We start from the raw sequence: 23,445 nt of genomic DNA, 5'->3' as shown, positions 1-23,445 counted from the left end.
CCCTCTTGTCTTCAGCGCTCGCCGAACCTTAGTTCAGGTTCGCGGCGGCGGCGGCGGTCTCGGCTTCGGCCTGACGCATCATGGTCTTGTTGACCAGACGGTCCCAGCCGAGCAGCGACACCAGGTGCGCGTAGATCTGGGCCAGGGCGCCGTTTTCCTGCAGTTCCTTGAGCTTGGCGGCCGGCAGGGCGTTCAGCTTCTCTTCCGAAACGCCGTAGTACTCGGCGACAGTGACCGGTTCGCCAGCGGCGGCGCCGGTTTCGTCCTGCGGCTGGAAGGTGGCCTTCTTCAGTTCGAACAGGTCCAGTTCCTTCAGCAGGGCGACGAACGAATCGGTGCGGCGACGCTCCAGCTCGAAGTCGTCGCAGAACTTGATGCACTGCTGGGTGTATTCGGTCGGCTCGCCCTTGGCGTCGAACAGCGGGGTCTGGCCTTGCTCGCTCAGCAGCTCCGAGCCGCGGTCGATGCAGACGATCAGGCGGTCCTGGCCGTCGTCATTGGCCAGCACGAACGGATAGCGGCGGATATAGGCCGGGATGTAGACGTTCGGCTCGACCGAACCGTCGGCGCCGATGAACAGGTTCTCGGCGTTGTTCAGGCCCATCACGGCCAGCGGCACGCGGTCTTCACCGGCGAAGATCACCGGGAAGGTCAGGGCGGCCGGACCGAATTCCGAGACCGTCAGCGGCACGGCGGTGCCGGCGGCGGCGAAGGCGTACGGCTTTTCCTTGTGGACCAGGGCCAGCTTGGCGTGCTGTTCGCGGTTCAACGGCTCCGGCGAATTGTAGAACAGGACGTTGCCGGAGATCTGGCCGGCGGACTGGTTCGTTTCCATGAAGAGCTCTGCGACAAAATAAGAAACGGACGCTCGAACGCTTCAAGACGACCGCAAAGGGTCCGGCGTTCTAGCCGATCCAAAAAGAACCGGCAATCTGGACCGCCGTCATAGAGACGCTCGACGGCCGTTATTCAACGGGCGCGCGAGCGGTTAAGCTTGATATCCGCCTCGCGGAGCGAGACGCAGTCCGGAGCCTGGCGGAAGGGGGCCAGGCTCCGGCGCGCGGCGGCACCTCTCTGGGGGCTGACGGAGAGGGCCGCTCCTCGACCCGGCGCTAAAAGCGCCAGGCGAAACCGGCGCGGACCGAGCGGCCCGGCGAGGGCGCGAAGTCCTTCAGGAACGAGACGTGCTCGCGGATGGTCTCGTTGGTCAGGTTGCGGCCGTCGATGAACACGCGAAGGCCGGAATCGGCGATCGGCTTGTAGGTCACCATGGCGTTGACCTGGGTGTAGCTGTCGGTCGGCAGCTCGAAGGCGGCGACGCGGTTCTGGCTGGCCACGCGGCGGACCTCGCCCTGGACCTCGAGGCGCGTGGTGCTCCAGATGGCGCGGCCGGTCACGGCCCAGGGCGGCACGCGGGCCGGCACGCCCAGGTCGGTCGAGCCGCACACCCAGTCGTACGAGCCTTCCAGCTTCAGCGACCGCTCGCCCTCGCGCCAGGCGACGTAGGAGGCCTCGGCCTCGGCGCCGTGGAACTTGGCGTCGGTCTGGCTGTACTGGAACACCGGCAGGCCATCCTCGACGGCGCCCGTGCGGGCCTCCTCGATGAAGCCGTTGTACTGGGCGCCCCACAGGTGGGCTTCGGCGCGCAGGCGATCGCCGGTGTAGCGATAGGTCGCCTCGACCGAGACCACCTTCTCGGACTTCAGGTCGGCGTCGCCGACCTCGTAGCCGCCGGTGCCGGGGTGCGGGCCGTCGGCGAACAGCTCGGCCTCGGTCGGGGCGCGGCCGTTGCGCGACACGGTCAGGGCCACGAACTGGTGCTCGGCGGGCTTGTAGAACACGCCCAGCGAACCCGAGACATTGTCGAAGGTCTTGTCGGCGAAGCTGGTCTTCAGCTCGCGGCTGTCGAAGCGCAGGCCCGCGTCGACGCCCCAGTCGCCCTTGTCCAGACGCTGCAGGGTGAAGACGCCGTATTCCTTGATGTCGGTGGAGGGCACGAAGGCCTCGTCGCCAATGGCCTCGAAGTGGCGCTTCAGAGCCTGGAAGCCCACCGCGCCCTGCCAGCCGTCGCGTTCCTTCTGCACCAGTTCGACGCGGCCCTCTGTGCCGTTCGACAGGAAGCGGGTGCCGACTTCGCCGCTGTCGACGCCGATCTCGGCGTGCTCGTACTTGGCGTGGCCGACCGACAGGCGGACCTTGTCGAACGGGCCGAGGTCGACATCCTGCTCGCCGCGCACGTCGTAGCGGGTCTGCTGCAGGTGGATCGACACCGGGCCTTCGGCGTTCGGATCGATCGGGGCCAGGATCTGCTCGTAGGGCACGCCGTAGGTCGTATCGATCTTCTTGACCGAGACCCCGAAGAAGCCGCTGTCGTGGACGTAGGAGACGCCCGCGCCGTAGGCGTCGACCTCGACGTCGGCGTTGCGAACCTTCTTCTCCGGATCGACGGTCAGGCCGTTGGCCTTGGCCAGCCGGGCCGAGACCGGGGCGGTCGGAACGTCGTAGTCGCTGCTCTCGCGGTGATCCGCGTCGATGGCGAAGACCAGCGGACCCTTGCCGAACTTGGCCGAACCGTTGATCGACTTGCCGTCGTCGACCGACGAGACCGAGCCGGCCAGGCGGCCTTCGAAGCCGTTGGCCGGGGCCGACGACGGCACCCGGTCGTCGATGATATTCACCACGCCGCCGATGCCCGAGCCGCCATAGGCCAGGGTCGAGGGACCACGCAGCACTTCCACCCGCGACGCCTCGCCCGGATCGGAGGCCACGGCGTGGTCGGGCGACAGCGACGAGGCGTCGACCTGGCCGACGCCGTTCTGCAGCACCATCACCCGCGGACCCGACAGGCCGCGGATCACCGGGCGGCTGGCGCCGGGACCGTAGAAGGTCGAGCGCAGACCCGGCTGGCCGTTCAACATGTCGCCCAGGCCGGCGGGCGGGGCGACGTCCAACTGGTCGCGGGTCACGATGTTGACGCTGCTGGTCACCGTATCCAGCGACACCGCATAGGGGGCGGCGGTGATGACGACCTTGTCGACCTGGTTGGCTTGCTGGTCAGCGGCCGGCTCCTCGGCGTGGGCGGAAACGGCGGCGGCGAGCGCGACGAGACTCGCGGCGGAAAAGGCGACGCGACGAAGCATGGGCGGTCCTGAAACGACTGAAACTTGGCCGGAGGCGCGGCCGCGAGAGCGCGTTATGAAATAACATATCTTCGCGTCAATCCGCTTTCTCTCGACGCGCGACTTTCCCGCCCCTGTGTGGGCGAATGACCATGCGGAAGCATCCGATGACCCGTTTCGCGCTCATCGCCGCCGCCGCTTCGGGCCTGGCCCTGGCCGGCTGCGCGGCCTGGGTTCGGCCAGGGTCACGCGGCGGCATGACGATCCGGGCTTCATGGCCGATCTGGCCAAGGCGCGGGCCTAGGCGCGCGCCACGAACACCACGTGGGCGCGCAGCGGATCGCTTTCCGCCACGCCCGGATGGTCGAAGTCGCGCGCCGGGTCATGGCTCATGCCGATCCGCCGCATGACGCTCTGCGAGGCCAGATTCGTACGGGCGGTGAAGGCGATGATCTCGGGCAGGCGCAGGGTCTCGAAGCCGTAGGCCAACGCCGCCTTCGCCGCCTCGGTGGCGTAGCCCTGACCCCAGGCCTCGGGATGGAAGCGCCAGCCGATCTCGACCGTCTTAGGCATGGCCATCTCGGGCGGAACCCACCAGAGGCCGGTCATGCCGACCACGCGCGCGTCGGCCTGGCGCTCGACGACCCAGAAGCCGAAGCCGTGCTCGGCCTGATGAGCCTGAACCCGGTCGACGAAGGCGTCGCTCTCGGCCCGACCGCGCACGCCGCCCAGCCAGGCGCCGACTCGCGCATCGCCGTTCATGGTGGCGATGGCGTCGCGATCGGCGTCGACCGCCGGACGCAGGACCAGGCGGTCGGTGGAAATCATGCCAAGCTCTCCACTAAGCAGGCCGACCGGTGGCCAGGGCGGCGTAGAACTCTGGCCGGCGATCACGGAAGAAGCCCCAGGCGGCGCGGTGCGTCGTCAGGAAGTCCAGATCGAAGGTGGCGTTGACCAGGCCCTCGTCGGCGCGCCCCAACTCGCTGACCAGATCGCCGCGATGGTCGGCGATGAAGCTGGAGCCATAGAAGGTCTGGCCGCCGTTCGGATAGCCGTCCCACGGTTCGAAGCCGATACGGTTGGCGCCGACCACCGGGATCACGTTCGAGACGGCGTGGCCCTGCATGGCCCGACGCCACGGCAGGGCGGTGTCCAGACTGGAGTCATGCGGCTCGCTGCCGATGGCGGTCGGATAGAACAGGGCCTCGGCGCCCATCAGGGCCATGGCGCGGGCGGCCTCCGGATACCACTGGTCCCAGCAGATGCCGACGCCCAGACGGCCGAAGCGCGTATCCCAGACCTTGAAGCCCGTGTCGCCGGGCCGGAAATAGTACTTCTCCATATAGCCCGGACCGTCCGGAATATGGCTCTTGCGATAGACGCCCAGCAGCGACCCGTCGGCGTCGGCCATGACCAGGCTGTTGAAGTAGTGAGGCCCCTCGCGCTCGTAGATCGAGATCGGGATCACCACGCCCAGCTCGCCGGCCAGCGGTGCGATGGCCTTGACGACCGGGTGCTCGCGCCACGGATGGGCCTCGGCGAACCACCGCTCCTCCTGGGCGACGCAGAAGTACGGGCCCTGGAACAGCTCCGACGGCAGGACGACCTGCGCGCCGTTGGACGCCGCTTCACGAATGAAGGCTTCCGTCTTCTTGATGTTGGCCTGCAGGTCCATGCCATACGAGGTCTGGATCGCGGCGACGCTGAGCGTGCGGGCCATCAGGCGGTCTCCGGCTCTTGCTGGGAAATGCAGTGGAACGAACCGCCGCCGGTCAGGATGGCGGTGGACGGCAGGCCGATCACCTGACGCTCCGGGAACACGCCCTTGATCACCTCGACGGCGAAGGCCCCCGACTCCTCGGCGTAGATCGGCACGATGATCGCCTCGTTGGCGATCAGGAAGTTCATGTGCGAGGCCGGGATCGGCTCGCCGTCCTCGTCCAGGATCAGGCCCGGCGACGGGATGCGGACGACCTGCAGCGGCGAGCCGCGGCTATCGGTCATGCCGGCCAGCATGCGGGCGGTCTCGGCATAGACCTCGGCGTTCGGGTCGTTCGCGCCGAAGCCCATCGGGCAGGCCACGACGCCCGGCGCGACGAAGCGGGCCAGGTTGTCGACGTGGCCGTCGGTGTGGTCGTTCAGCAGGCCGTCACCCAGCCACAGCACCTTCTTGGCGCCCAGGGCGTCGGCGAGGGCGGCCGTGGCCGCGGCTTCGTCCCAGCCGGTGTTGCGGTTGGCGTTCAGCAGACACTGGCGCGTCGTCAGGATGGTGCCGTTGCCGTCGTGGTCCAGCGCGCCGCCCTCGAGGATGAAGGGGTTGCGGACCAGCGGCGCGCCCGAGGCGGCGGCGATCTGCTCGGCGACGATGTCGTCGCCCTCCAGGCTGTACTTGCCGCCCCAGCCGTTGAACTGGAAACCGGCCGCGCGCGCCGAGCCCTTATCGTCGACGAAGATCGGCCCGGTGTCGCGCAGCCAGATGTCGCCGAACTGGCCGCGGACGATCTCGACCGTGGTGTCGGAGAGCAGGGCGCGGGCGGCGGCCTCGGCCTCGTCGCCGACCACCATCAGGCGCACGCGCTCGCCGCCCGGGCCGGCCAGGGCGCGGGCCAGGTCGGCGACTTCCTGCTGCGCCTGTTCCAGATTCTCCTGCCAGAGGTCGGCATGGCTTGGGAAACCCACCCACATGGCGCGGTGCGGAGCCCACTCGGCGGGGACGGTGACGGTCATTCGAAAGCCCAATAGAGACGGGGAAAAACGAAAGGGGGCGCAGATGGCCCCCAAAGGAGTCCGGGTCAAGGGGTCCGGGTCAAGCGTCGCCTAACTATCAGGCCTAGATGACAAAGAAAAAGGGCGGCCCGGAAACCGGGCCGCCCTCGTCCTTGGTCTTGGATCGCGTCGCTTAGAAAGCGGCGTGGATCGTCGCGCTGATCGTGCGCGGCGAACCCGGCTGACCCAGGCCGGTGCCCGACGGGTTCACCGCCAGATCGCCCAGGTACTTCTCGTTGCCCAGGTTCTTCACGTTGACCTGGAAGTAGGTGCCCTTCAGGCCGAAACCGTCCAGAGCGTAGCGCACGTCCATGTCGAGCAGGGCGTAGTGCGGGGCCTTTTCGGTGTTGGTCAGGTTGGTCCAGCGCTCGCCGACGTACTTGGCCTGAACGCCGAGGCTCAGAGCGTCAGTGATGTCCCAGTCAACGCGGGCAGCGCCTTGGTACTTCGGCGCTTCGTACAGTTCCTTGCCCTTGGTCAGCAGGAGCGAGCCCAGGGCGGTGCCCGGGATGTTCTCTTGCAGTTCCGAGTCCTGGTACGAGAACGAGGCGTAGAAGCTCAGATAGTCTTCCGGCTTGAAGCCCAGTTGGGCGTCGAAGCCCTTCTTCTTCACGTCACCGACGTTGACCGAGAAGGCAATGTTGTCCTGCTCGTTGAACGCGCGCTCGATGCGGTTGTTGAACTGAGCGAACCACACCGCGGCGCTGAACAGGACAGTCGGCGACTGGAAGCGATAACCCATGTCGAACGAGTCGGTGATTTCCGGCTGCGGGTTCGTGGCCTTCCGGTCGTACAGGTCGTCCGTACGCGGAGCCGATAGGGTCTGGGCGTAGCTGATGTAGACCGACTGGTGGTCAGCCAGTTGGTAGCTGGCGGCCACGCTCGGCAGGACCTTGTCGTACTTGCGGGTGAACTGGCGCGGACGACCGTATTGGGTCGCGCCTTGGCCCGGCAGGGTGACCAGGGTCTGGCCGAAGCCATCGTCCGTACCCGCCACGGCCGTCGGGGCCTGATTGGTGCAGTAGGCGTTGAAGGTGTCGGCCTGATAGCAGAAGTTGTTCAGCTCACGCTTGAAGAACGGGGCGCGCAGGCCGGCGTTGACCAGCAGGTTGTCGTCCATGAACTTGCCGCGGTACTCGACCGAGAACTGGTTCAGGGTGGCGACCGAGACGCGGTCACGCTTGCGCAGGATGCTGCCGTCCGAGAGCTTGATCGGCGTGCCGTAGCCGTCCTTGCCGCCGAAGACGCTGTTCGGCGTCGTGTCGCTGCTGAAGGTCGTGTACTCGCCGGTCTGGCGGTGGTGCGCTTCGTCGTAGGTGTAGGCGGCGCGGAAGCTCTGGCTGTCCGAGAACTTCCAGATCAGCGACGAGGTGACGCCGTAGCGGCGGGTGTTCGTCGTGTTCGGCGAGTACAGCAGGACGGTGTCGAGGATGTCGCCGTCGCCATTCAGGTCCTGGCCGCCGGTCAGCGCGCTGCCGCGGATCAGGCCGCTGCCCGTCGTGGCGCCGCTTTCGTTGAACAGGGCGCGGCCGCCGCCGTTGGCCAGCACGTACTGGAACGAGGGGTCGACGGTCAGGATGAAGCTGTCACCGATGTGGAACAGCGACTGACCGCGGATGTTGCCCGTGTTCGACGGGTTGATGTTGTACTTGTAGCAGGTGCCCGCGTTCGTATCGATCTGGGCGGTGCCGGCCACGGCGGTCGGACGGGTGCAGGTCGCGCGGCTGTAGCCGATGCCGGTGCCCGCATTGAAGGCGGCCAGCGACATGCGGTTGATGAAGTTGTTGCGGTTCTGGTTGTAGTTGGCGATCAGGCTGATGAAGTCGCCGTTGTCGCCGATCGGCTGATAGATGCGGGCGTTATACTGCTTCTTGTGGATCTTGCCCGGGCCGTTGAAGACGTCGTTGATGGCGTCAGCGGCGCTGAACCAGGCGCTGGTGCCCCACGGGCCGACCTTGCCGGTGTCGATCACGGCGAAGAAGCGGCGGAAGTTGCCGTCGCCGGCTTGGGCTTCCACGACGCCGCTGAACTGTTCGTTCGGCTTGCGGGTCACGTAGTTGACGGTGCCGCCAGCGGCCGCGGCCGTCGGGCTGTCGACGTCGGTCGTGCCGGTGTTGACGTCAACTTTGGCGATCAGTTCCGAGTCCATCTGCTGGTTCGGATAGATGGCGTAGTTGCCGCTGTCGTTCAGCGGGATACCGTCTTGCAGAAGGGCGATGCGCTGGCTGTCGAAGCCGCGGATGGAAATGTCGCCGCCGGCCGAGCCGTAGGCGTCGTTGTTGGTGAAGTTGACGCCCGGCAGAAGGTTCAGCGAGTCCAGAATGGTCTGGCCCGGCACCTGGCGGGAGATGAATTCCTGGGTGATGGTCGAACGCGACTTCGGAACCGTCTGCGACACGATCGCGCCATTTTGGTTCTTCAGGGTCGTGGCGGTGACGACGACTTGTTCAACAGCGTCCGAACCCGTCGATTGCGCCATCGCGGCGCCGCTGGCCATCAGGCAACCGACCAGCGCGGTCGTCGCCAGGGCGAAATTTCTCATATTCATCTTGAAGATCCCCTCATTATTCGACACGCCTGCCGTGGACGGCATGGATGAGCATCGTTGGGGGCCGTTTAGCGAAAGTTTTAGAAGGTTTGGTGACGGAAAGGCCACGCCCTCCCCCAAACTGTCATAAAGGGCGGATAACGCGGAAGAATTGGTCAAATTTTTCTTACTTGGCTAGTTAGGCGTCATGGTAACCGCACACGAATCTTCGAGATTCTCGATCGAGTCCCGCGCCTGGCGCCTGATGCTGATGATGGTCGCCGCGCTCACGCTGGCGCGGCTGATCGCCCTGTTTTCGACGCCTCTTGAGCTGTACCCGGACGAAGCCCAGTACTGGCTGTGGTCGCGCGAGCTGGCGTTCGGCTACTTCTCCAAGCCGCCGATGATCGCCTGGCTGATCTGGGCCACGACCCATGTCGGCGGCGACGCCGAGGCCTGGGTGCGACTTTCCGCCCCGCTCCTGCACGGCGCGACCGCCCTGGTGGTCCACCGCATCGCCGGCAAGCTCTACGGCGGCTGGACGGGTCTGGTCGCGGCGGCGATCTACAGCCTGATGCCGGGCGTGGTGCTGTCGTCGGGCCTGATGGCCACCGACGCGCCGCTGCTGTTCTTCCTGTCGCTGACGATCTGGGCCTATGTCGCCCTGGCCGAGGAGACCGCGCCGCGCCGCTACTTCGTCGCCGCCGGCATGGGCGTGGCCCTGGGCCTGGCCTTCCTGTCCAAGTACGCCGCCGTCTACGCCCTGGGCAGCATCGTGATCCACTTCGCCATCTCGAAGGAGGCCCGCAAGCGCTGGTGCCCGGCCGCGGCGGTGCTGTTCGTCACGGCCTTCGTCCTGACCCTGGCCCCCAACTTCGCCTGGAACGCCAGCCACCATTTCGCGACGGTCAAGCACACGGCCTCGAACGCCAACTGGGGTTCGCATCAGCTGTTCAATTTCCGTGAGCTGATCGAGTTCGTCGCCTCGCAGTTCGGCGTGTTCGGTCCCGTGCCGTTCGCCGTGCTGCTGGGCGGCGCGGTCTGGCTGGGCGTGAAGAAAAAGCTTCAGTCGCCGGATCTCCTGCTGCTCTGCTTCTGCGCGCCGCCGCTGATCATCGTGGCCGGCGAGGCCTTCGTCTCGCGCGCCAACGCCAACTGGGCCGGGGCCGCCTTCGTCGCGGGGTCGGTGCTGTCGGCCGGTTGGCTGCTGCGCTGGAACGCCCGGCGCTGGCTGATCGCGGGCCTCGCCTTCGAGGCCCTCTTCGCCGCCTTCTTCGTGGTCTGCATGGTCAACCCGAAGGCCGCCGACGCCGTGGGCCTGTCGAACGGCTTCAAGCGCGTGCGCGGCTGGGACCAGACCGTCCAGGCGATCATCGAGCGCTCGCGCGAGGAGCAGGCTCTGCGCGGCCCGCTCAGCGCCGTCGCGATGGACGATCGCTTCGTCTACAACGCCGCCGCCTATTACGGCCGCGACTATTTCGGCCAGCCGGGCGCGCCGCCCTTGCGGATGTGGGTGCACGAGGCCCAACCGCAGAACCAGGCCGAGACCGAGGCCCCACTCGACGCCGACTACGGCCGCCGCGCCCTGATCGTCAGCCTGGAAGGCGGCTACCGGCCCGAGATCGAGCAGGACTTCAAGGCGACCTCCGGCATGCAGATCAGCCGCGTGCGCCTCGACAAGAAGCGCTCGCGCCGGATCGATCTGTTCATCGCCGAAGGCTTCGCCCCCCTGCCCCGCGATCCGGTGACGGGCCTGCCGCCGGAGCCGAAGCGGAAGCCCTAGGCAGGTTTCGAGGGATAACCGTCCTTTCTTAAGCGCCGCCATCACCGAGACTTCCCACGTGTTCGAAGGGAGGTCCCGATGCTGCGCCTGTTCGTGTTCCTGTTGGCCCTAGTCGCGGGCGCGCCCGCCTGGGCCAAGCCGCTGGTGGTGATCCTGGCCGAGCCACGCGGGACCGAGACCACCGACCTGATCGCGCCCTACGCCGTGCTGGCCGGATCCGGATCGGTGGATGTCAGGGTGATCGCGCCCAGCCTGGCGCCGGTTCGGCTGATGCCGGGCCGGGCCTGGATCCGTCCGCAGACGACCTACGCCACGCTAGGCAGACGGCCGGACGTCATCGTGGCGCCGTTCATGATGCCGGCCTATGACCCTGCCCGCGACGCCTGGCTGCGCGAGCAGGCCAGGGCGGGCGTCCGCATCGTCGCGATCTGCGCCGGGGCCGAGACCCTGGCCCGCGCCGGCCTCCTGGACGGCCGCGAGGCCACCACCCACTGGTTCGAGATGGCGCGCCTGGGCAAGGCCTATCCCAAGGTGCGCTGGCGCAAGGACCGCCGCTGGATCGTCGATGGTCCCGTGACCACCACCGCCGGAGTGACGGCCTCAATCCCGGCGAGCCTCGCCCTGCTGCGCGACCTCGCCGGGGAGGAGGTGATGCAGGCCACCGCCGCGCGGCTGCGGGTCCCGCTTCCGGTCCAGACCCATGACGGCGCGGCGTTTAGGGTGGGCGGCGACGCGGCCCTGGCCGGCCTCTCGGGCTGGGCCAACGCCTGGCGCGGCGAGAAGGTGGCGGTGTCGATCGAGGACGGTTTCGACGAGCTGGCCTTCGGCGCGGCTCTGGACGCCTGGTCACGGACCAACCGCTCGGAAGCCTTCGCCAGTCGGGATGCGGTGTCGAAACACGGCCTGGCGGTGATCGCGCCGGCGAAGCTTCCCCGGCCGAGCCGGACGGTGGCGGCGGACACGGGCGATCCGACCACCATCCTGAACGACATCGCCGCCGCCTATGGCAAGGCGACGGCGCGTTGTGTGGCGCTGACGATGGAGCACCCTTACTGGCTGAAGCGCGACTAGACCGCGACCTCGAACGCGGCCTCGGTCTTGGCCTTGACCTCGTCGACGGTCACGCCTGGGGCCAGCTGGATCAGCTTCACCGGCGTCTTGCCGCGGTTGATCTCGAAGACGCCCAGTTCGGTGATCAGCAGATCCACGACACCCGCGCCCGTCAGCGGCAGCGAGCACGCCTTCAAGAGCTTCGGCGCGCCCGACTTCTCGCAGTGGTCCATGACCACCACCACGCGCTTGACGCCGGCCACCAGGTCCATGGCCCCGCCCATGCCCTTGACCATCTTGCCGGGCACCATCCAGTTGGCGAGATCGCCGGTCTCGGACACCTGCATGCCGCCCAGGATCGACAGGGCGATGTGACCGCCGCGGATCATGGCGAAGCTGTCCGACGAGCTGAAATACGAGCTCGAGTCCAACTCGGTGATCGTCTGCTTGCCGGCGTTGATCAGGTCGGCGTCCTCCTCGCCCTCGTAGGGGAAGGGGCCCATGCCCAGCATGCCGTTCTCGCTCTGCAGCGTCACGGACATGCCCTCGGGAATGTAGTTGGCCACCAGGGTCGGGATGCCGATCCCAAGGTTCACGTAGAAGCCGTCCTGCAGCTCCTTGGCGGCGCGGGCCGCCATTTCGTCACGGGTCCAGGCCATCAGACTTCAACTCCAGCGGCGGCGGTTTCCTTTGGACGGGTGGTCACCCGCTCGATGCGCTTCTCGAACCTGGCGCCCTTGACGATGAAATCGACATAGATGCCGGGGGTATGGATGGCGTCCTTGTCCAGAGCGCCGATCTCGACCAGCTGCTCGACCTCGACCACGGTCTTCCGGCCGGCCGTGGCCATCATCGGATTGAAGTTCCGGGCGGTCTTCCGGTAGATCAGGTTGCCCTCGGCGTCGCCTTTCCAGGCCTTGACGATCGCGAGGTCAGCGGTCAGGCCGCGCTCCATCACGTACATCTCGCCGTCGAACTCGCGCACTTCCTTGCCCTCGGCCACCAGGGTGCCGTAGCCGGTGCGCGTGAAGAAGGCCGGGATGCCCGCTCCGCCCGCACGGATGCGTTCGGCCAGCGTGCCCTGCGGATTGAACTCAAGTTCCAGTTCGCCGCTGAGGTAGAGCTGTTCGAACAGCTTGTTCTCGCCCACATAGGACGAGATCATCTTCTTGATCTGGCGGTTCTCCAGCAGGATCCCCAGGCCGAAGCCGTCGACGCCGCAATTATTGGAGATGACCGTGAGGTCCTTCGTCCCAGCCTCGCGGATCGCCGCGATCAGGTTCTCCGGAATGCCGCAGAGGCCAAAGCCCCCGGCCATGATGGTCATGCCGTCGAACAACAGCCCGGCGAGGGCCTCGACGGCGTCCTTCTTCACCTTGTCGACCATGGTGTCTCCCTATTCCCGAGCTCGCGGGCTATCCCGAACGGGGTCGGCCTGTTTATCCGTAACGGATGAAAAGGCTGCCTCGCCGCACCTGTTTGGCTCTTGGCGAACCGTGTCGCCCGAGCCGCGAAAAAATTCAACCCTTGATGAATTATTTTCCGAAAGGGTCGCCTGATGACCGACGCTAGCACCGGCTCCGTGACGCCCGCCACCCCAAGGACCGCCTCCGGCGTGCTCCTCGTGCTGGCCCACCCCGCGCTTGAACGGTCTCGCGCCAATCGCGCCCTGGCCAAGGCGGCCAAGGGCCTCTCGGGCGTCACCTTCAAGGATCTCTACGAGATCTATCCGGACTTCGCGGTCGACATCGAGGCCGAGCAGGCGGCCCTGCTGGCCCACGACGTCATCGCCCTGCAGTTTCCGCTCTACTGGTACTCGACCCCGGCCCTGATGAAGGAGTGGCTGGACCTGGTCTGGCTGCACGGCTTCGCCTATGGCGAGGACGGCGTCGCGCTGAAGGGCAAGAAGCTGTTCGTGGCCTGCTCCACCGGCGCCAGCGCCAAGGCGTACCATATGCACGGCTACAACCGGTTCAGCATGGACGAGTTCCTGCGACCGCTGGAGCAGACCGCCCACCTGTGCGGCATGGAGTGGGAGACGCCGTTCGTGGTTCACGGCGCCTCCGTGAAGGACGACGCCGCCCTGAAGGCCGAGGCTGAGCGCTACAAGGCGCGGGTGGCCTCGCTGCTGCCGGCGTCCCGGGTTACCGGCAAGGCGGAGACATAAGACGCATGGAGAACTTTCTCACCCAGACCCTGGTCTATCTGGGCGCGGCCGTCGTCTCGGTGCCGATCGCCAAGCGGCTGGGGCTGGGCTCGGTGCTGGGCTACCTGATCGCCGGCGTGGTCATCGGCCCGTTCGCGCTGTCCCTGGTCGGCGACCAGGCCGACGTCATGAAGTTCGCCGAGTTCGGCGTCGTCATCCTGCTGTTCCTGATCGGCCTCGAGGTGCAGCCCTCGATGCTGTGGGACATGCGCAAGGCCATCTTCGGGCTGGGCGGGGCCCAGGTGCTGGGCACGGCCCTGGCCATCGCCGCCGCCGCTCTGGCGCTGGGCCTGCCCTGGCAGACGGCCCTGGCCGTGGGCCTGGTGCTGGCCATGTCCTCGACCGCGATCGTGCTCCAGACCCTGGACGAGAAGGGGCTCCGGCAAGGCCCCGTCGGGCGCGCCGCCTTTGGGGTGCTGCTGCTGCAGGACCTGGCGGTCATTCCGATGTTCGCCCTGCTGCCACTGCTGGCCACCGGCGCGGCGGGCCACGCGGCGGGCGGCGGCGGCCATGGCGGCGGGAGTCTCGTGGCCCACCTGCCGATCTGGGCCCAGACCCTGTCGGTGTTCGCCGCCGTCGCCGGAGTGATCGGCGGCGGCCGCTATCTGGTCCAGCCGCTGTTCCGCTTCATCGCCAAGGCCCGCCTGCGCGAGATCTTCGTCGCCGCCGCCCTGCTGATCGTGGTCGCGGTCGCCAGCCTGATGCAGATCGTCGGCCTGTCGCCCGCCCTGGGGGCCTTCCTGGCCGGGGTGGTGCTGGCCGAGAGCGAGTTCCGCCGCGAGCTGGAAAGCGACATCGAGCCCTTCCGGGGCCTGCTGCTGGGCCTGTTCTTCATCACCGTCGGGGCGGGCGTCGACCTGCCGCTGGTGGCGCGCCAGCCGTTGCAGCTGCTCGGCGTCGTCATCGGCCTGATGGTGCTGAAATTCATCGTCATGTACGGCATCGCCCGCCTGTTCGGCGCGCCCAGGCGCGGGGCGATGGCGGTGGCCACGGCCCTGGCCCAGGGCGGCGAGTTCGCCTTCGTGCTGCTCAGCTTCACGGTCGGCGCGGGGGTGATCGGCGTGCAGTTGGCGGCCCTGCTGACCGCCGCGGTCGCCGTCTCGATGGCCCTGACGCCCGTCGCGATGATCCTCTACGAACGCGTCGCCGCCCTGATGGATGCGGCGATCCCGGACGTCGTCCCCGACACCGGCGCCTTCGACGAGGGCGAGCCGGACATCATCATCGCCGGCTTCGGCCGCTTCGGTCAGATCACCGGCCGCCTGCTGCAGGCCAGCGGCTTCAAGTCGACGGTTCTCGACAGCGACATCGAGCAGATCGAGCTGCTGCAGCGCTTCGGCCGCCGGGTGCACTATGGGGACGCCACGCGCCTCGATTTGCTACGCGCCGCCGGCGCCGAGCGGGCCCGGATGCTGATCGTCGCCCTGGATGACCGCGAAAAGACCGTCGAGCTGGTCGAGACCGCCCGCAAGGCCTTCCCAGACCTCGTGATCCTGGCCCGCGCCTGGGACCGTCGCCACGCCTACGACCTGCTGGCCAACGGCGCCGACGCGGTCGAGCGCGAGACCTTCGAGTCGGCCCTGGCCCTGGGGACCACCGCCTTGCAGAAGTTGGGCTACCGCGCTCACCGGGCGCACCGGGCGGCCGCCTTCTTCCGTCGCCACGACCGCCGGGTGTTCGAGGAACTGCGCCCGATGTGGGGCCAGGAGGAGGCCTATATCCTGGCCTCGCGCGACGCGGCCAAGACCATGGACCGCCTGCTGGACGCCGACCTCCACCGCATGCGCCCAGGCGACGCCGGCGGGGCCTGGGACACGGCCAGCCTGGACGAGGAACTGCGCGAGCGCGCCGAGCGGGAGGGAGCGGAGTAGGCTCTAGGCCGCGTCCAGCGCCCTCAGCCAGTCGGGCAGCGCGCCGGCCGAGGCCTGCAGCGCGTTGGCCCGCGCCGCCGCCGTCACGCCCTGTCCACGCGCCTCGCCCGGCGTCATGCCGAAGCGGCTCTTGAACGCCCGGCTGAAGCTTGACCAGACGGTGAAGCCGTAGCGTTCGGCCACCTGGGCCATGGCCAGAGGCTGGATCGGATCGGACAGCGCCTCGAACACCCGGCGCAGGCGTCGGTTGCGGATGTGTTCGCTGACCCCGCCCAACGGCGCGAACAGCCGATAGAGCGAAGCGCGCGAGACGCCGAATTGGCGGCACAGCATCTCGGCCCCTAGATCTGGGTCGTGCAGGTTGGCGTCGATGAACCGGCGCATCCGCGCGCGCTGGGTGTCGGCCGAGGCCCGCCGAGCCGCGTCGCCGCGCTGGCCCAGGATCAGGCCGGCCAGCAGGTCGGTCGTGGCGCGGCCGACACCATACGCCTCCTCCGGGCGCAGATTGGTCGCCACGCGCATCAGGCTCTCGGCGTGCGATTTCAAGAGCTGCGCGCCCGCGCTCTCTCGGCGCAGGACGAGGCCATGCAGCGGGTCCAGGTCGATGTCGCGAGCGTCGAAAGCGTCGCGCGGCAAGGCCAGATTCAGGTTCACGCAGTCGCCCGCCTGGGACTGGAAGGTGCGGGTCAGGTCAAGAACGCAGACATCACCAGGCCGCGCGAAGGTTTCGTCCCGCCCCGTCCGGCGGCTATCCCCGCCCTCGAGGATGATCTGCACCAAGATCAGCTCCAGCCCAGTCGCGGCGACCTTCCGCGCGTCGCGGCCATAGGCGAAGGCTCCGCCGGTCATGTGGGCCGCGCCCAGCAGCATCGGGCCGATGTTGAAGGTGTCGACCCAGAGGTCGGGGCCCGCGGCGTCGACGCCGTTCAGCCGGACGTCGAAGATCGGCGCGATGGCCTCCGCATAGGCGTGCACGCCCTGGCGGCCCGGCGTGACCTGGGTGCCCGCCTGATAGTGGGGAAGCATCGACGCTTGCGACATGGAACTCGAACCCGGAAACGCGAACCAACGATAAGCGGACAGCTGAGCCAAATCCCGAAAGCCGTCCGCCGTCAACGGCTGGGCCAGGCGCGCGCCGCGTCTCAGATTCATGACCCGCCGTCTCAAACCCCTGGCGCCCCGTTGCCAGGCGTCAGACCCAGGCTCTACGGAAGCGGCCGGCGCGAAAATCGTCTGATCCATTCCCTTGGTGACGAACTCGCGCCGAGCGGTTTGGTCCGGTCCGTCCAGGGTGGGGAACTTTTGGAGGGTCCGGACCGCCGCGTGAACAACCCAAACTACCGCGACGCGGACTCCCGCCGAGTCCGCGTCGCTTTTTTTTAGGTCGCCGGCTGCTTCTGGCCCACCCGGCGGAAGAGATCCGTCAGGGCCTCGAACAGACCCTTCTCCGAGGCCTGATGGTAGATCGAGTCCGTCGTGAGGGCGGCCGACAGGCGGGCGTGGGCCTTGCCCAGATTGTGATACGGCAGGCGCGGCAGCAGGTGGTGCAGGGCGTGGTAACGCAGGCCGACCGGGGCCCACAGCGCCGAGGCCAGGTTCGGCGGCGGCACGTTGACCGAGTCCAGGAACTGTTCGTCGAGGGTCATCTTGTCGCCCTGGTTGTCCCAGTGGTGGGCGACCAGGGTGCGGGCCTGGTTGAGGAAGGTGGCCAGCGAGAAGATCAGGAGACCGGTCAGCACGGCGCGCAGCGGCAGCCAGCCGGCGACGGTGGCGGCGATCACCGCCCACGACCACAGCCAGCAGGCGACGTCCTGGACCACCCAGGCGGCGCGCCAGCGGTTGAGGTCGTCGCGCACGAAGTCGGGATTGATGATCAGGGCCGACAGCTTGGTCTTCAGGTAACGGCGCAGCGGCGGAACCACGAACGACAGCGGGATCAGGATCGCCGAGCGCAGGATCACGCCCAGCGGAGCCAGCAGCGCCACGAACAGGAAGCCGGCCAGCTTCAGCGGCGTGAAGCGCGACAGCGGCATGTATTCCGGATCCAGCGCCGTGCCGAAGCGGTCCTTGATGTGGTGGATGTTGTGCACGCCCTCGTACATCAGCGAAGGGGTCATTAGCGGCACGCCGACCAGGATGTTCCAGCCGACGCGGAAGCCCGGGGCCTCGTCGTCGCGGATGTGGGTCAGCTCGTGGATGAAGCTCAGGGCGCGATAGAGGGCCAGCACGCTGACCAAACCGGCGCCCAGGCCGATCGCCAGGTTGGCCGTCGTCGCGGCGACATAGAGCCCGCCCCACATCAGGACGACCGAGACGATCATGTCGACCCAGTAGATCGCCGCGTTCGGCGTCATCAGGTCATCGGTCAGCGCATAGGCCTGCTTGGTCAGACTGACGCCCTGGCTCGCCAACTTGTTCACTTCGACCTCGCGCCGCCCACAAACCCGTAACAGGCATGACGAATTGGCGACGACGCGAGGGAAAAGCAACCGTTTGGATCAAAGACGCGACAATTCCGCGCCCTTAGGTGTTCACTGGGTCAGCGGCCGCAGGATGATCTCCACCCGGCGGTTCTGGGCGCGGCCGGCGGCGGTGGCGTTGTCGGCGATCGGCTGGCGCGAGCCCATGCCGGCCACGAAGACGCGGTCCGACAACACCCGGCCCTGGCGGACCAGGTAGTCGGCCACCGCGCTGGCGCGGCGCTCGGAAAGACCCTGGTTGTAGTCCGCGCCGCCGCTGCTGTCGGCGTGGCCCACCACGTCGATCGTGGTTTGCGGATAGGCGTTCAGCGTGCGGGCCACGTCATCCAGCACGCGGGTGAACTGCGGCTGCACGTCCGACTTGTCGACGGCGAAGGTCACGTCGCTGGGCATGACCAGAACGATCTGATCGCCGTTGCGGCGGATCATCACGCCCGAGGTCTCGAGGCTGCGGCGCAGGTCGGCCTGCTGGCGGTCCATGTAGTTGCCGACCGCGCCGCCGGCCAGCGCGCCGATGCCAGCGCCGATCAGCGCGTTCTTGCGACCCTGCTCGCCCTTGTTGGTGTTGGTCAGGTAGCCCAGCAGCGCGCCGCCTGCAGCCCCGGCCAGCACGCCGGTCCCGGTGTTGTTGCGCACCGGCATGCCCGTATAGGGATCGGTGGTGGTGCAGGCGACCAGGGCGGTAGCGCCCATCAGTACAGCGACCAAGGCAATCTTGCGCATTCTCGCAACCCTCACGGCTTTGTTGTAGATCAACGTCAGACGGGCAAACGCCCTTCTTATGGTCAAGTTCCAATATCGCACCTGACGCCAGGATGAACGGTCTTCGTTTCACCCCTGGCCCGGTGTAGTAAGAAGGAACTTACTCATCTCCCATTCCGCTGTCTCAGGGCTCGAAGAAGTGTCTACCTCCGCCATCGAACCGATCTCGTTCTCCCTCTACAGCAAGGATTTTCCGCGCTTCGCCCAAGAGCTGGGCGCGTCGTTCGAGCGCTACGGCTTCGCCGTGCTGTCGGAGTACGACATCCCGCAGGACCGCATCGACGCGGCGATCGCCGACACCAAGGCCTTCTTCGCCCTGCCGGAAGAGATCAAGAAGCAATATGCCGGGGTCAAGGGCGGCGCGCGCGGCTACATCCCGTTCGGGGTCGAGACCGCCAAGGGCGCCACGCACCACGACCTGAAGGAATTCTGGCACATGGGCCGCGACCTGCCGCCCGGCCACCGCTTCCGCGCCACCATGGCCGACAATGTCTGGCCGGCCGAGATCCCGGCCTTCAAGCACGACGTATCCTGGTTCTACAACGCGCTCGACAGCATGGGCGGCAAGGTGCTGGAGGCGATCGCCACCTATCTGAAGCTGGACCGCGACTTCTTCTATCCGACCATCGAGAACGGCAATTCGGTGCTGCGCCTGCTGCACTATCCGCCGATCCCGCAGGACGCCACCGGCGTGCGCGCCGGGGCCCACGGCGACATCAACACCATCACCCTGCTGATGGGCGCCGAGGAAGGCGGTCTTGAGCTGCTGGACCGCAACGGCGACTGGCTGCCGATCAACCCGCCCCCGGGCTGCATCGTCATCAACATCGGCGACATGCTGGAGCGGCTGACCAACCACGTCCTGCCCTCGACCATCCACCGCGTGCAGAACCCGCCGCCCGAGCGCCGCCACATCCCGCGCTACTCGACGCCGTTCTTCCTGCACTTCGCGTCGGACTACGAGATCAAGACCCTGCCCAACTGCATTAGCCCTGAGAACCCGGACCGCTATCCGGAGTCGATCACGGCGGACGAGTTCCTCCAGCAGCGCCTGCGCGAGATCAAGCTGGCGTAGAACGCCGCGCCGGAACCCGGACAAGACAAAGCCCCGCCGGTCGCTCGGCGGGGCTTTTTCGTTCCGCGACAGCCGGTTTTCGCTACTTGGCGATCCGAAGGTTGGAGATACCCTGGGCGATCGACTTGAACGACGACTTGAGGTCCGAGCCCGTCGCGGGGAAATAGACCTTGTCGGAGTCGGTGGCGCAGTATTTCAGCATATCCTTGGCGGCGTTGCTGGTGACCGTGAACCCGACCGTGTAGATGGTCAGCCCATAGGTCGACTTCTTCATCTCGTCGCACATCTTCTTGGTCTGCGTGAAGGGGTCGCCGTTGGTGGCGTTGCAATTGATGTGATCGTTGCCGCTGCCGCTGCCGCTGCCCGCGTCGGCGGCGATGACGCCCTTGCAGTAGGGGGTGTTGAAATCGCCGTCGGTCATCAGCACCACGACCTTCATCAGGTCCTTGGCCTTGTAGGCCGCCGGGCGCTGCGAGGCATTGGGCCAGAGATAGCCGAAGTTCGGTGAGATCATGTACCAGCCCCACGCGAAGCCGATCTGGCCGGCCGTCGAACCCGCCGCCTCGAGGTCGTTAATCGCGCTCTTCAAGGCCGTGCGATCGCTGGAGAGCGGCGTGATCGTCGCGGTCGGACACTTGTTGCCGTTGCTGGCATAGTTGCGCCCGACATAGGCCGTGCTCGGCGCGACGTCTGTATAGGCGTTGGTTCCGGTGCGCTCGCTGACGCAATCACCGATGGTCAGGGTCTGGTTACCCCAATTGGCGTTGGGGAAGTTGAACTTCGCGCAGCCTGGATTGGTGCTGTACTCGCAGGTGGCGACGCCGCCCGAGGTGTATTTCGATGAACTGGACGTATTGGCGTTGATCTTGAACGTATTCGTCGTCGTGGCGGTCACCGAATAGGTGTTGCCGTTCAGCATCGTCATACCGGACACGCCCGCGAACGAGACCTGGTCGCCGACGATCAAGCCATGGCCATTGGAGGTGACGATGGCCCCGTTGGCCTTGCTGATGGCGCTGACGGGATAATTGTTGACCGGCCCACGGATGTCATCCGCGTACGATCCGACATTGACCCCCACCGAATAAGGGACGATCGCCACCTTGGAATAGAAGGGCGACTGGACGTCCTTGACGACGATGTCGACCAAGTCGGAGGCGCCGGTCTTCAGGTCGGACAGCCGCGTGCCGGCCATCGAGCCGGTGATGTCGAGCACGATCGCCACTTCCAGGTTCCTCGACGCGCGGACCACGTCGGACGTCGCCGTGATGGTGATGTTCTGCTGGGTCCACAGGTTGGCGATGATGGGCGTCAGCGTGCCCGTCGCCGTTCCCAGGATATGGTTGTCCGTCCCGGCCTTGAAGGTCGAGCTGGAGTTAGTCAGCCCCAGGTTCAGGCCGGAAATCTCGGCCGCGAAGGCCGCGTCCCCTATGCTGTCCAAGGCGGCGTCGGTCGTGGCCGGCGAGCGGGCGGCGATCAGGGTGGCGGCGTCCAGGGCGTCCTGCATCTGCCGGCGCTGCAGGCTGACACGGCTGATATCCACCAGGCCGAACACCAGCACCGCCAGCGGCAGGGCCAGCAGGGCGAACTGCACGGCGATCGCGCCGCGTTCGTCGCGCCGCAGACGGCGAGCGAAGGCGGCGAAGCCTTCGGTCAGGCGTCGGAGGAAGCGGCTCTCGGTCGGCATGGTCGGATTCCGGGTGTGATTTTCCGCGTGACCTTCGCCGATGAGGGTGAACAAGCCGAAAACGCCGTTGATGAACGCCCCTTCGACTCCGAGCCCGCCTGCGGCTAAACAGCGCCCATGCCGTTCACCGCCACCGTCCTGACCATGTTCCCCGAGGCCTTTCCCGGCCCGCTCGGCGTTTCGATGATCGGGACCGCCTGGAAGGAACAGGACCTGTGGCGTTTGGAAACACTGGACATTCGGGCCTTTTCCAAGGATAAGCGCGGCTTCCTCGACGACACCCCCGCGGGTGGCGGCGCGGGAGCCGTGCTCAAAGCGGACGTCATCGCCTCTGCGCTCGACAGCGTGGAGCTCGATGGTCGGCCGCTTTTGTACATGAGCGCCCGGGGCAAGCCCCTGACCCAGGCGCGCGTTCGAGAGTGGTCCAAGGCGCCCGGCATCGTGGTGCTGTGCGGCCGCTTCGAGGGGGTGGATCAGCGGGTGCTCGACGCCCGCGGGTTCGAGGAGGTCTCGGTCGGAGACGCCGTTCTCGCCGGTGGCGAGGCGGCGGCGATGGTCGTGATCGAGGCGTGCGTTCGACTGGCCCCGGGTGTGCTGGGGAACATCGAGAGCACGCTGGAAGAAAGCTTCGAGGACGGCCTCCTCGAGCATCCGCAGTACACGCGACCGCGGACGTTCGAAGGGCTCGACATCCCCGAGGTGCTGCTGTCGGGCGATCACAAGCGGATCGACCAATGGCGCAAGCATATGCGTGAAGAAACGACCCGCGAGCGGCGTCCAGATCTCTGGGAAGCGCATCTCGCCAATCAACAGGCAAAAGGCGGCCCGAAAACGGGTAAGCCCAAGGAGAAATGATCATGGCGATCAACATCATCGCTCAGCTCGAGCAAGAAGAATCGGCCCGTCTGCTGGCCGCCCGCGCGATCCCGGAATTCCGTCCCGGCGACACCCTGCGCGTCAACGTGAAGATCAAGGAAGGCGAACGCGAGCGCGTTCAGGCCTACGAAGGCGTCTGTATCGCTCGTCAGGGCGCGGGCGTCCACGAGAGCTTCACGGTCCGCAAGATCTCGTTCGGCGAAGGCGTGGAACGTCTGTTCCCGCTGCTCTCGCCGAGCATCGAAAGCATCGAAGTCAAGCGTCGCGGCGTCGTCCGTCGCGCCAAGCTGTACTACCTGCGCGACCGTCGCGGTAAGTCGGCCCGGATCGCCGAGCGCTCGAACAGCAACACCAAGGCCACGGCCGCCGCGGCTTCGTCGGAAGACTAAGTCTTCTCGACTTTCGCGAATGAACGAGGCCCCGGCGGGAAACCGCCGGGGCCTTTTTCTTGGTCGATGGCCACGCAGGGCCTAGACGTCTCCGCTGGCGAGCACCAAGGCGGGACCCATGAAGGCCATTCTCATCACCGGCGCCAGCCGAGGGATCGGGCGAGCGACAGCCCTTCGCGCCGCCGAGGAAGGCTGGTCGATCGCCATCAACTACAGGACCGACCGCGACGCGGCGGAGGCGACCATGGCGGCCGTGCGCGAGCGCGGCGTCCCGGCCGTTCTCGTTCCCGGCGACGTGGCCTCGGAGCCCGACACCCTCGCCATGTTCCAGCAGGCCAAGGCGGCTCTTGGCCCCCTGGCTGGCGTCGTGATCAACGCCGGGATCGTCGCCCCGCCCCAACGCCTGGCGGACATGGACGTCGCCCGCCTGCGGCGGATGTTCGAGGTGAACGTCCTGGGCGCCTACCTCACGGCGCGCGAAGCCGCGCGAGCGCTCACGAGCGCCCGGGGCGGCGCGATCGTCGTGGTGTCCTCCGCCGCGGCGCGACTGGGCTCGCCTTTCGAATATGTCGACTATGCCGGATCGAAGGCCGCGCTCGACACCCTCGCCGTCGGCCTGGCGAAGGAACTGGCGGGCGACGGCGTGCGGGTCAATTCCGTCCGCCCTGGCCTGATCGAAACGGAGATCCACGCCAGCGGCGGCCAGCCGGACCGCGCCCACCGCCTCGGCGCCCAGACCCCGCTAGGCCGCGCCGGCCTTCCCGAGGAAGTCGCCGAAGCCATCGTCTGGTTGCTGAGCGACGCGGCCTCGTACGTGACGGGCGCGACCCTGGATGTCAGCGGCGGCCGCTGAC

The 23,445-nt window shown here is 67.2% G+C and carries 20 protein-coding genes; 8 read left to right on the top strand and 12 right to left on the bottom strand.

The features are described 5' to 3' along the window. Window positions 1-28: 28 nt before the first annotated feature. The 6 genes from AC1RNC_RS17540 to AC1RNC_RS17515 form a co-directional block, all read right to left on the bottom strand. Entirely contained in the window at window positions 29-835 is an 807-nt protein-coding gene (locus tag AC1RNC_RS17540; RefSeq protein ID WP_492836248.1) for a SapC family protein, read from the bottom strand. 277 nt (window positions 836-1,112) lie between these two features. Further along, a complete protein-coding gene (locus tag AC1RNC_RS17535; RefSeq protein ID WP_492887600.1) occupies window positions 1,113-3,140 on the bottom strand; it encodes a TonB-dependent receptor in 2,028 nt (675 codons plus the stop codon). A gap of 279 nt (window positions 3,141-3,419) precedes the next feature. Continuing rightward, complete coding sequence (locus AC1RNC_RS17530) at window positions 3,420-3,947, bottom strand: GNAT family N-acetyltransferase (RefSeq protein WP_492887599.1); 528 nt, start codon at window positions 3,945-3,947, stop codon at window positions 3,420-3,422. Between the two features lie 13 nt (window positions 3,948-3,960). After that, on the bottom strand, window positions 3,961-4,839 hold the full coding sequence (aguB, locus tag AC1RNC_RS17525; protein ID WP_492887598.1) for an N-carbamoylputrescine amidase: 879 nt from the start codon (window positions 4,837-4,839) through the stop codon (window positions 3,961-3,963). Further along, the gene (locus AC1RNC_RS17520; RefSeq protein WP_492887597.1) at window positions 4,839-5,846 is read right to left on the bottom strand and encodes an agmatine deiminase family protein; all 1,008 of its coding nucleotides are present in this window, start codon (window positions 5,844-5,846) and stop codon (window positions 4,839-4,841) included. Before AC1RNC_RS17520 ends, aguB begins: the two co-directional genes overlap by 1 nt. A 172-nt stretch (window positions 5,847-6,018) precedes the next feature. Next, window positions 6,019-8,433: a TonB-dependent receptor gene (locus AC1RNC_RS17515; RefSeq protein ID WP_492887596.1), complete on the bottom strand. Its 2,415-nt coding sequence runs from the start codon at window positions 8,431-8,433 to the stop codon at window positions 6,019-6,021. A 187-nt stretch (window positions 8,434-8,620) separates the two neighbouring features. On the opposite strand from AC1RNC_RS17515, the gene AC1RNC_RS17510 reads away from it, so the two are divergent. Together AC1RNC_RS17510 and AC1RNC_RS17505 are read left to right on the top strand one after the other, a co-directional pair. Then, the gene (locus tag AC1RNC_RS17510; protein ID WP_492887595.1) at window positions 8,621-10,195 is read left to right on the top strand and encodes an ArnT family glycosyltransferase; all 1,575 of its coding nucleotides are present in this window, start codon (window positions 8,621-8,623) and stop codon (window positions 10,193-10,195) included. Window positions 10,196-10,273: 78 nt separating this feature from the next. Further along, window positions 10,274-11,266: a DJ-1/PfpI family protein gene (locus AC1RNC_RS17505; protein WP_492887594.1), complete on the top strand. Its 993-nt coding sequence runs from the start codon at window positions 10,274-10,276 to the stop codon at window positions 11,264-11,266. On the opposite strand, the gene AC1RNC_RS17500 is transcribed toward AC1RNC_RS17505, so the two are convergent. Further along, complete coding sequence (locus tag AC1RNC_RS17500; RefSeq protein ID WP_492887593.1) at window positions 11,263-11,904, bottom strand: 3-oxoacid CoA-transferase subunit B; 642 nt, start codon at window positions 11,902-11,904, stop codon at window positions 11,263-11,265. The genes AC1RNC_RS17505 and AC1RNC_RS17500 overlap by 4 nt on opposite strands. Further along, on the bottom strand, window positions 11,904-12,632 hold the full coding sequence (locus tag AC1RNC_RS17495; RefSeq protein WP_492887592.1) for a CoA transferase subunit A: 729 nt from the start codon (window positions 12,630-12,632) through the stop codon (window positions 11,904-11,906). Before AC1RNC_RS17495 ends, AC1RNC_RS17500 begins: the two co-directional genes overlap by 1 nt. Before the next feature lie 171 nt (window positions 12,633-12,803). On the opposite strand from AC1RNC_RS17495, the gene kefF reads away from it, so the two are divergent. Together kefF and AC1RNC_RS17485 are read left to right on the top strand one after the other, a co-directional pair. Next, the gene (gene kefF, locus AC1RNC_RS17490; RefSeq protein WP_492887591.1) at window positions 12,804-13,412 is read left to right on the top strand and encodes a glutathione-regulated potassium-efflux system oxidoreductase KefF; all 609 of its coding nucleotides are present in this window, start codon (window positions 12,804-12,806) and stop codon (window positions 13,410-13,412) included. Between the two features lie 5 nt (window positions 13,413-13,417). Further along, window positions 13,418-15,322 (top strand): monovalent cation:proton antiporter-2 (CPA2) family protein, encoded by a 1,905-nt coding sequence (locus tag AC1RNC_RS17485; protein ID WP_492887590.1) that lies wholly within the window; start codon window positions 13,418-13,420, stop codon window positions 15,320-15,322. A gap of 3 nt (window positions 15,323-15,325) precedes the next feature. Here AC1RNC_RS17485 and AC1RNC_RS17480 read toward each other — a convergent pair whose 3' ends face one another. From AC1RNC_RS17480 to AC1RNC_RS17470, 3 genes are all read right to left on the bottom strand, one after another. Next, window positions 15,326-16,348, bottom strand: coding sequence for a helix-turn-helix domain-containing protein (locus tag AC1RNC_RS17480; protein ID WP_492887589.1), 1,023 nt, complete (start codon window positions 16,346-16,348; stop codon window positions 15,326-15,328). Window positions 16,349-16,701: 353 nt separating this feature from the next. Beyond that, window positions 16,702-17,733, bottom strand: coding sequence for a ceramide hydroxylase CerH (gene cerH, locus AC1RNC_RS17475; RefSeq protein ID WP_492887621.1), 1,032 nt, complete (start codon window positions 17,731-17,733; stop codon window positions 16,702-16,704). A 120-nt stretch (window positions 17,734-17,853) separates the two neighbouring features. Further along, entirely contained in the window at window positions 17,854-18,525 is a 672-nt protein-coding gene (locus tag AC1RNC_RS17470; RefSeq protein ID WP_125157074.1) for a YiaD family glycine zipper/OmpA-like lipoprotein, read from the bottom strand. A 178-nt stretch (window positions 18,526-18,703) separates the two neighbouring features. Between AC1RNC_RS17470 and AC1RNC_RS17465 the strand changes: the two genes are divergently transcribed. Next, window positions 18,704-19,639 (top strand): isopenicillin N synthase family dioxygenase, encoded by a 936-nt coding sequence (locus AC1RNC_RS17465; protein WP_492836222.1) that lies wholly within the window; start codon window positions 18,704-18,706, stop codon window positions 19,637-19,639. 82 nt (window positions 19,640-19,721) lie between these two features. Here AC1RNC_RS17465 and AC1RNC_RS17460 read toward each other — a convergent pair whose 3' ends face one another. Beyond that, complete coding sequence (locus tag AC1RNC_RS17460) at window positions 19,722-21,326, bottom strand: ubiquitin-activating E1 FCCH domain-containing protein (protein WP_492887588.1); 1,605 nt, start codon at window positions 21,324-21,326, stop codon at window positions 19,722-19,724. Between the two features lie 117 nt (window positions 21,327-21,443). On the opposite strand from AC1RNC_RS17460, the gene trmD reads away from it, so the two are divergent. From trmD to AC1RNC_RS17445, 3 genes are all read left to right on the top strand, one after another. Further along, window positions 21,444-22,181 carry a tRNA (guanosine(37)-N1)-methyltransferase TrmD gene (trmD, locus tag AC1RNC_RS17455; protein WP_492887587.1) on the top strand — a complete coding sequence of 246 codons (738 nt, stop codon included), beginning with the start codon at window positions 21,444-21,446 and terminating at the stop codon, window positions 22,179-22,181. Window positions 22,182-22,183: 2 nt separating this feature from the next. Further along, window positions 22,184-22,591: a 50S ribosomal protein L19 gene (gene rplS, locus AC1RNC_RS17450; protein ID WP_492887586.1), complete on the top strand. Its 408-nt coding sequence runs from the start codon at window positions 22,184-22,186 to the stop codon at window positions 22,589-22,591. A 118-nt stretch (window positions 22,592-22,709) separates the two neighbouring features. Further along, entirely contained in the window at window positions 22,710-23,444 is a 735-nt protein-coding gene (locus AC1RNC_RS17445) for an SDR family oxidoreductase (protein WP_492887585.1), read from the top strand. Window position 23,445: the final 1 nt, after the last annotated feature.

It is taken from the genome of Caulobacter sp. GW822-FHT01G02 (assembly GCF_058802865.1).
The sequence above is the reverse complement of the archived record's forward strand: the minus strand, read 5'-3'. Positions and strand labels throughout refer to the sequence as shown.

Bases quoted from the DNA above. Each gene is read 5' to 3' on its own strand.
- AC1RNC_RS17495 (WP_492887592.1), bottom strand. From the start codon at position 12,632: ATGGTCGACAAGGTGAAGAAGGACGCCGTCGAGGCCCTCGCCGGGCTG.
- AC1RNC_RS17480 (WP_492887589.1), bottom strand. From the start codon at position 16,348: ATGCTTCCCCACTATCAGGCGGGCACCCAGGTCACGCCGGGCCGCCAG.
- AC1RNC_RS17540 (WP_492836248.1), bottom strand. From the start codon at position 835: ATGGAAACGAACCAGTCCGCCGGCCAGATCTCCGGCAACGTCCTGTTC.
- aguB (WP_492887598.1), bottom strand. From the start codon at position 4,839: ATGGCCCGCACGCTCAGCGTCGCCGCGATCCAGACCTCGTATGGCATG.
- kefF (WP_492887591.1), top strand. From the start codon at position 12,804: ATGACCGACGCTAGCACCGGCTCCGTGACGCCCGCCACCCCAAGGACC.
- AC1RNC_RS17520 (WP_492887597.1), bottom strand. From the start codon at position 5,846: ATGACCGTCACCGTCCCCGCCGAGTGGGCTCCGCACCGCGCCATGTGG.
- AC1RNC_RS17530 (WP_492887599.1), bottom strand. From the start codon at position 3,947: ATGATTTCCACCGACCGCCTGGTCCTGCGTCCGGCGGTCGACGCCGAT.
- AC1RNC_RS17485 (WP_492887590.1), top strand. From the start codon at position 13,418: ATGGAGAACTTTCTCACCCAGACCCTGGTCTATCTGGGCGCGGCCGTC.
- AC1RNC_RS17470 (WP_125157074.1), bottom strand. From the start codon at position 18,525: ATGCGCAAGATTGCCTTGGTCGCTGTACTGATGGGCGCTACCGCCCTG.
- rplS (WP_492887586.1), top strand. From the start codon at position 22,184: ATGGCGATCAACATCATCGCTCAGCTCGAGCAAGAAGAATCGGCCCGT.
- AC1RNC_RS17535 (WP_492887600.1), bottom strand. From the start codon at position 3,140: ATGCTTCGTCGCGTCGCCTTTTCCGCCGCGAGTCTCGTCGCGCTCGCC.
- AC1RNC_RS17505 (WP_492887594.1), top strand. From the start codon at position 10,274: ATGCTGCGCCTGTTCGTGTTCCTGTTGGCCCTAGTCGCGGGCGCGCCC.
- AC1RNC_RS17460 (WP_492887588.1), bottom strand. From the start codon at position 21,326: ATGCCGACCGAGAGCCGCTTCCTCCGACGCCTGACCGAAGGCTTCGCC.
- AC1RNC_RS17510 (WP_492887595.1), top strand. From the start codon at position 8,621: ATGGTAACCGCACACGAATCTTCGAGATTCTCGATCGAGTCCCGCGCC.
- AC1RNC_RS17445 (WP_492887585.1), top strand. From the start codon at position 22,710: ATGAAGGCCATTCTCATCACCGGCGCCAGCCGAGGGATCGGGCGAGCG.
- trmD (WP_492887587.1), top strand. From the start codon at position 21,444: ATGCCGTTCACCGCCACCGTCCTGACCATGTTCCCCGAGGCCTTTCCC.
- AC1RNC_RS17500 (WP_492887593.1), bottom strand. From the start codon at position 11,904: ATGGCCTGGACCCGTGACGAAATGGCGGCCCGCGCCGCCAAGGAGCTG.
- AC1RNC_RS17515 (WP_492887596.1), bottom strand. From the start codon at position 8,433: ATGAATATGAGAAATTTCGCCCTGGCGACGACCGCGCTGGTCGGTTGC.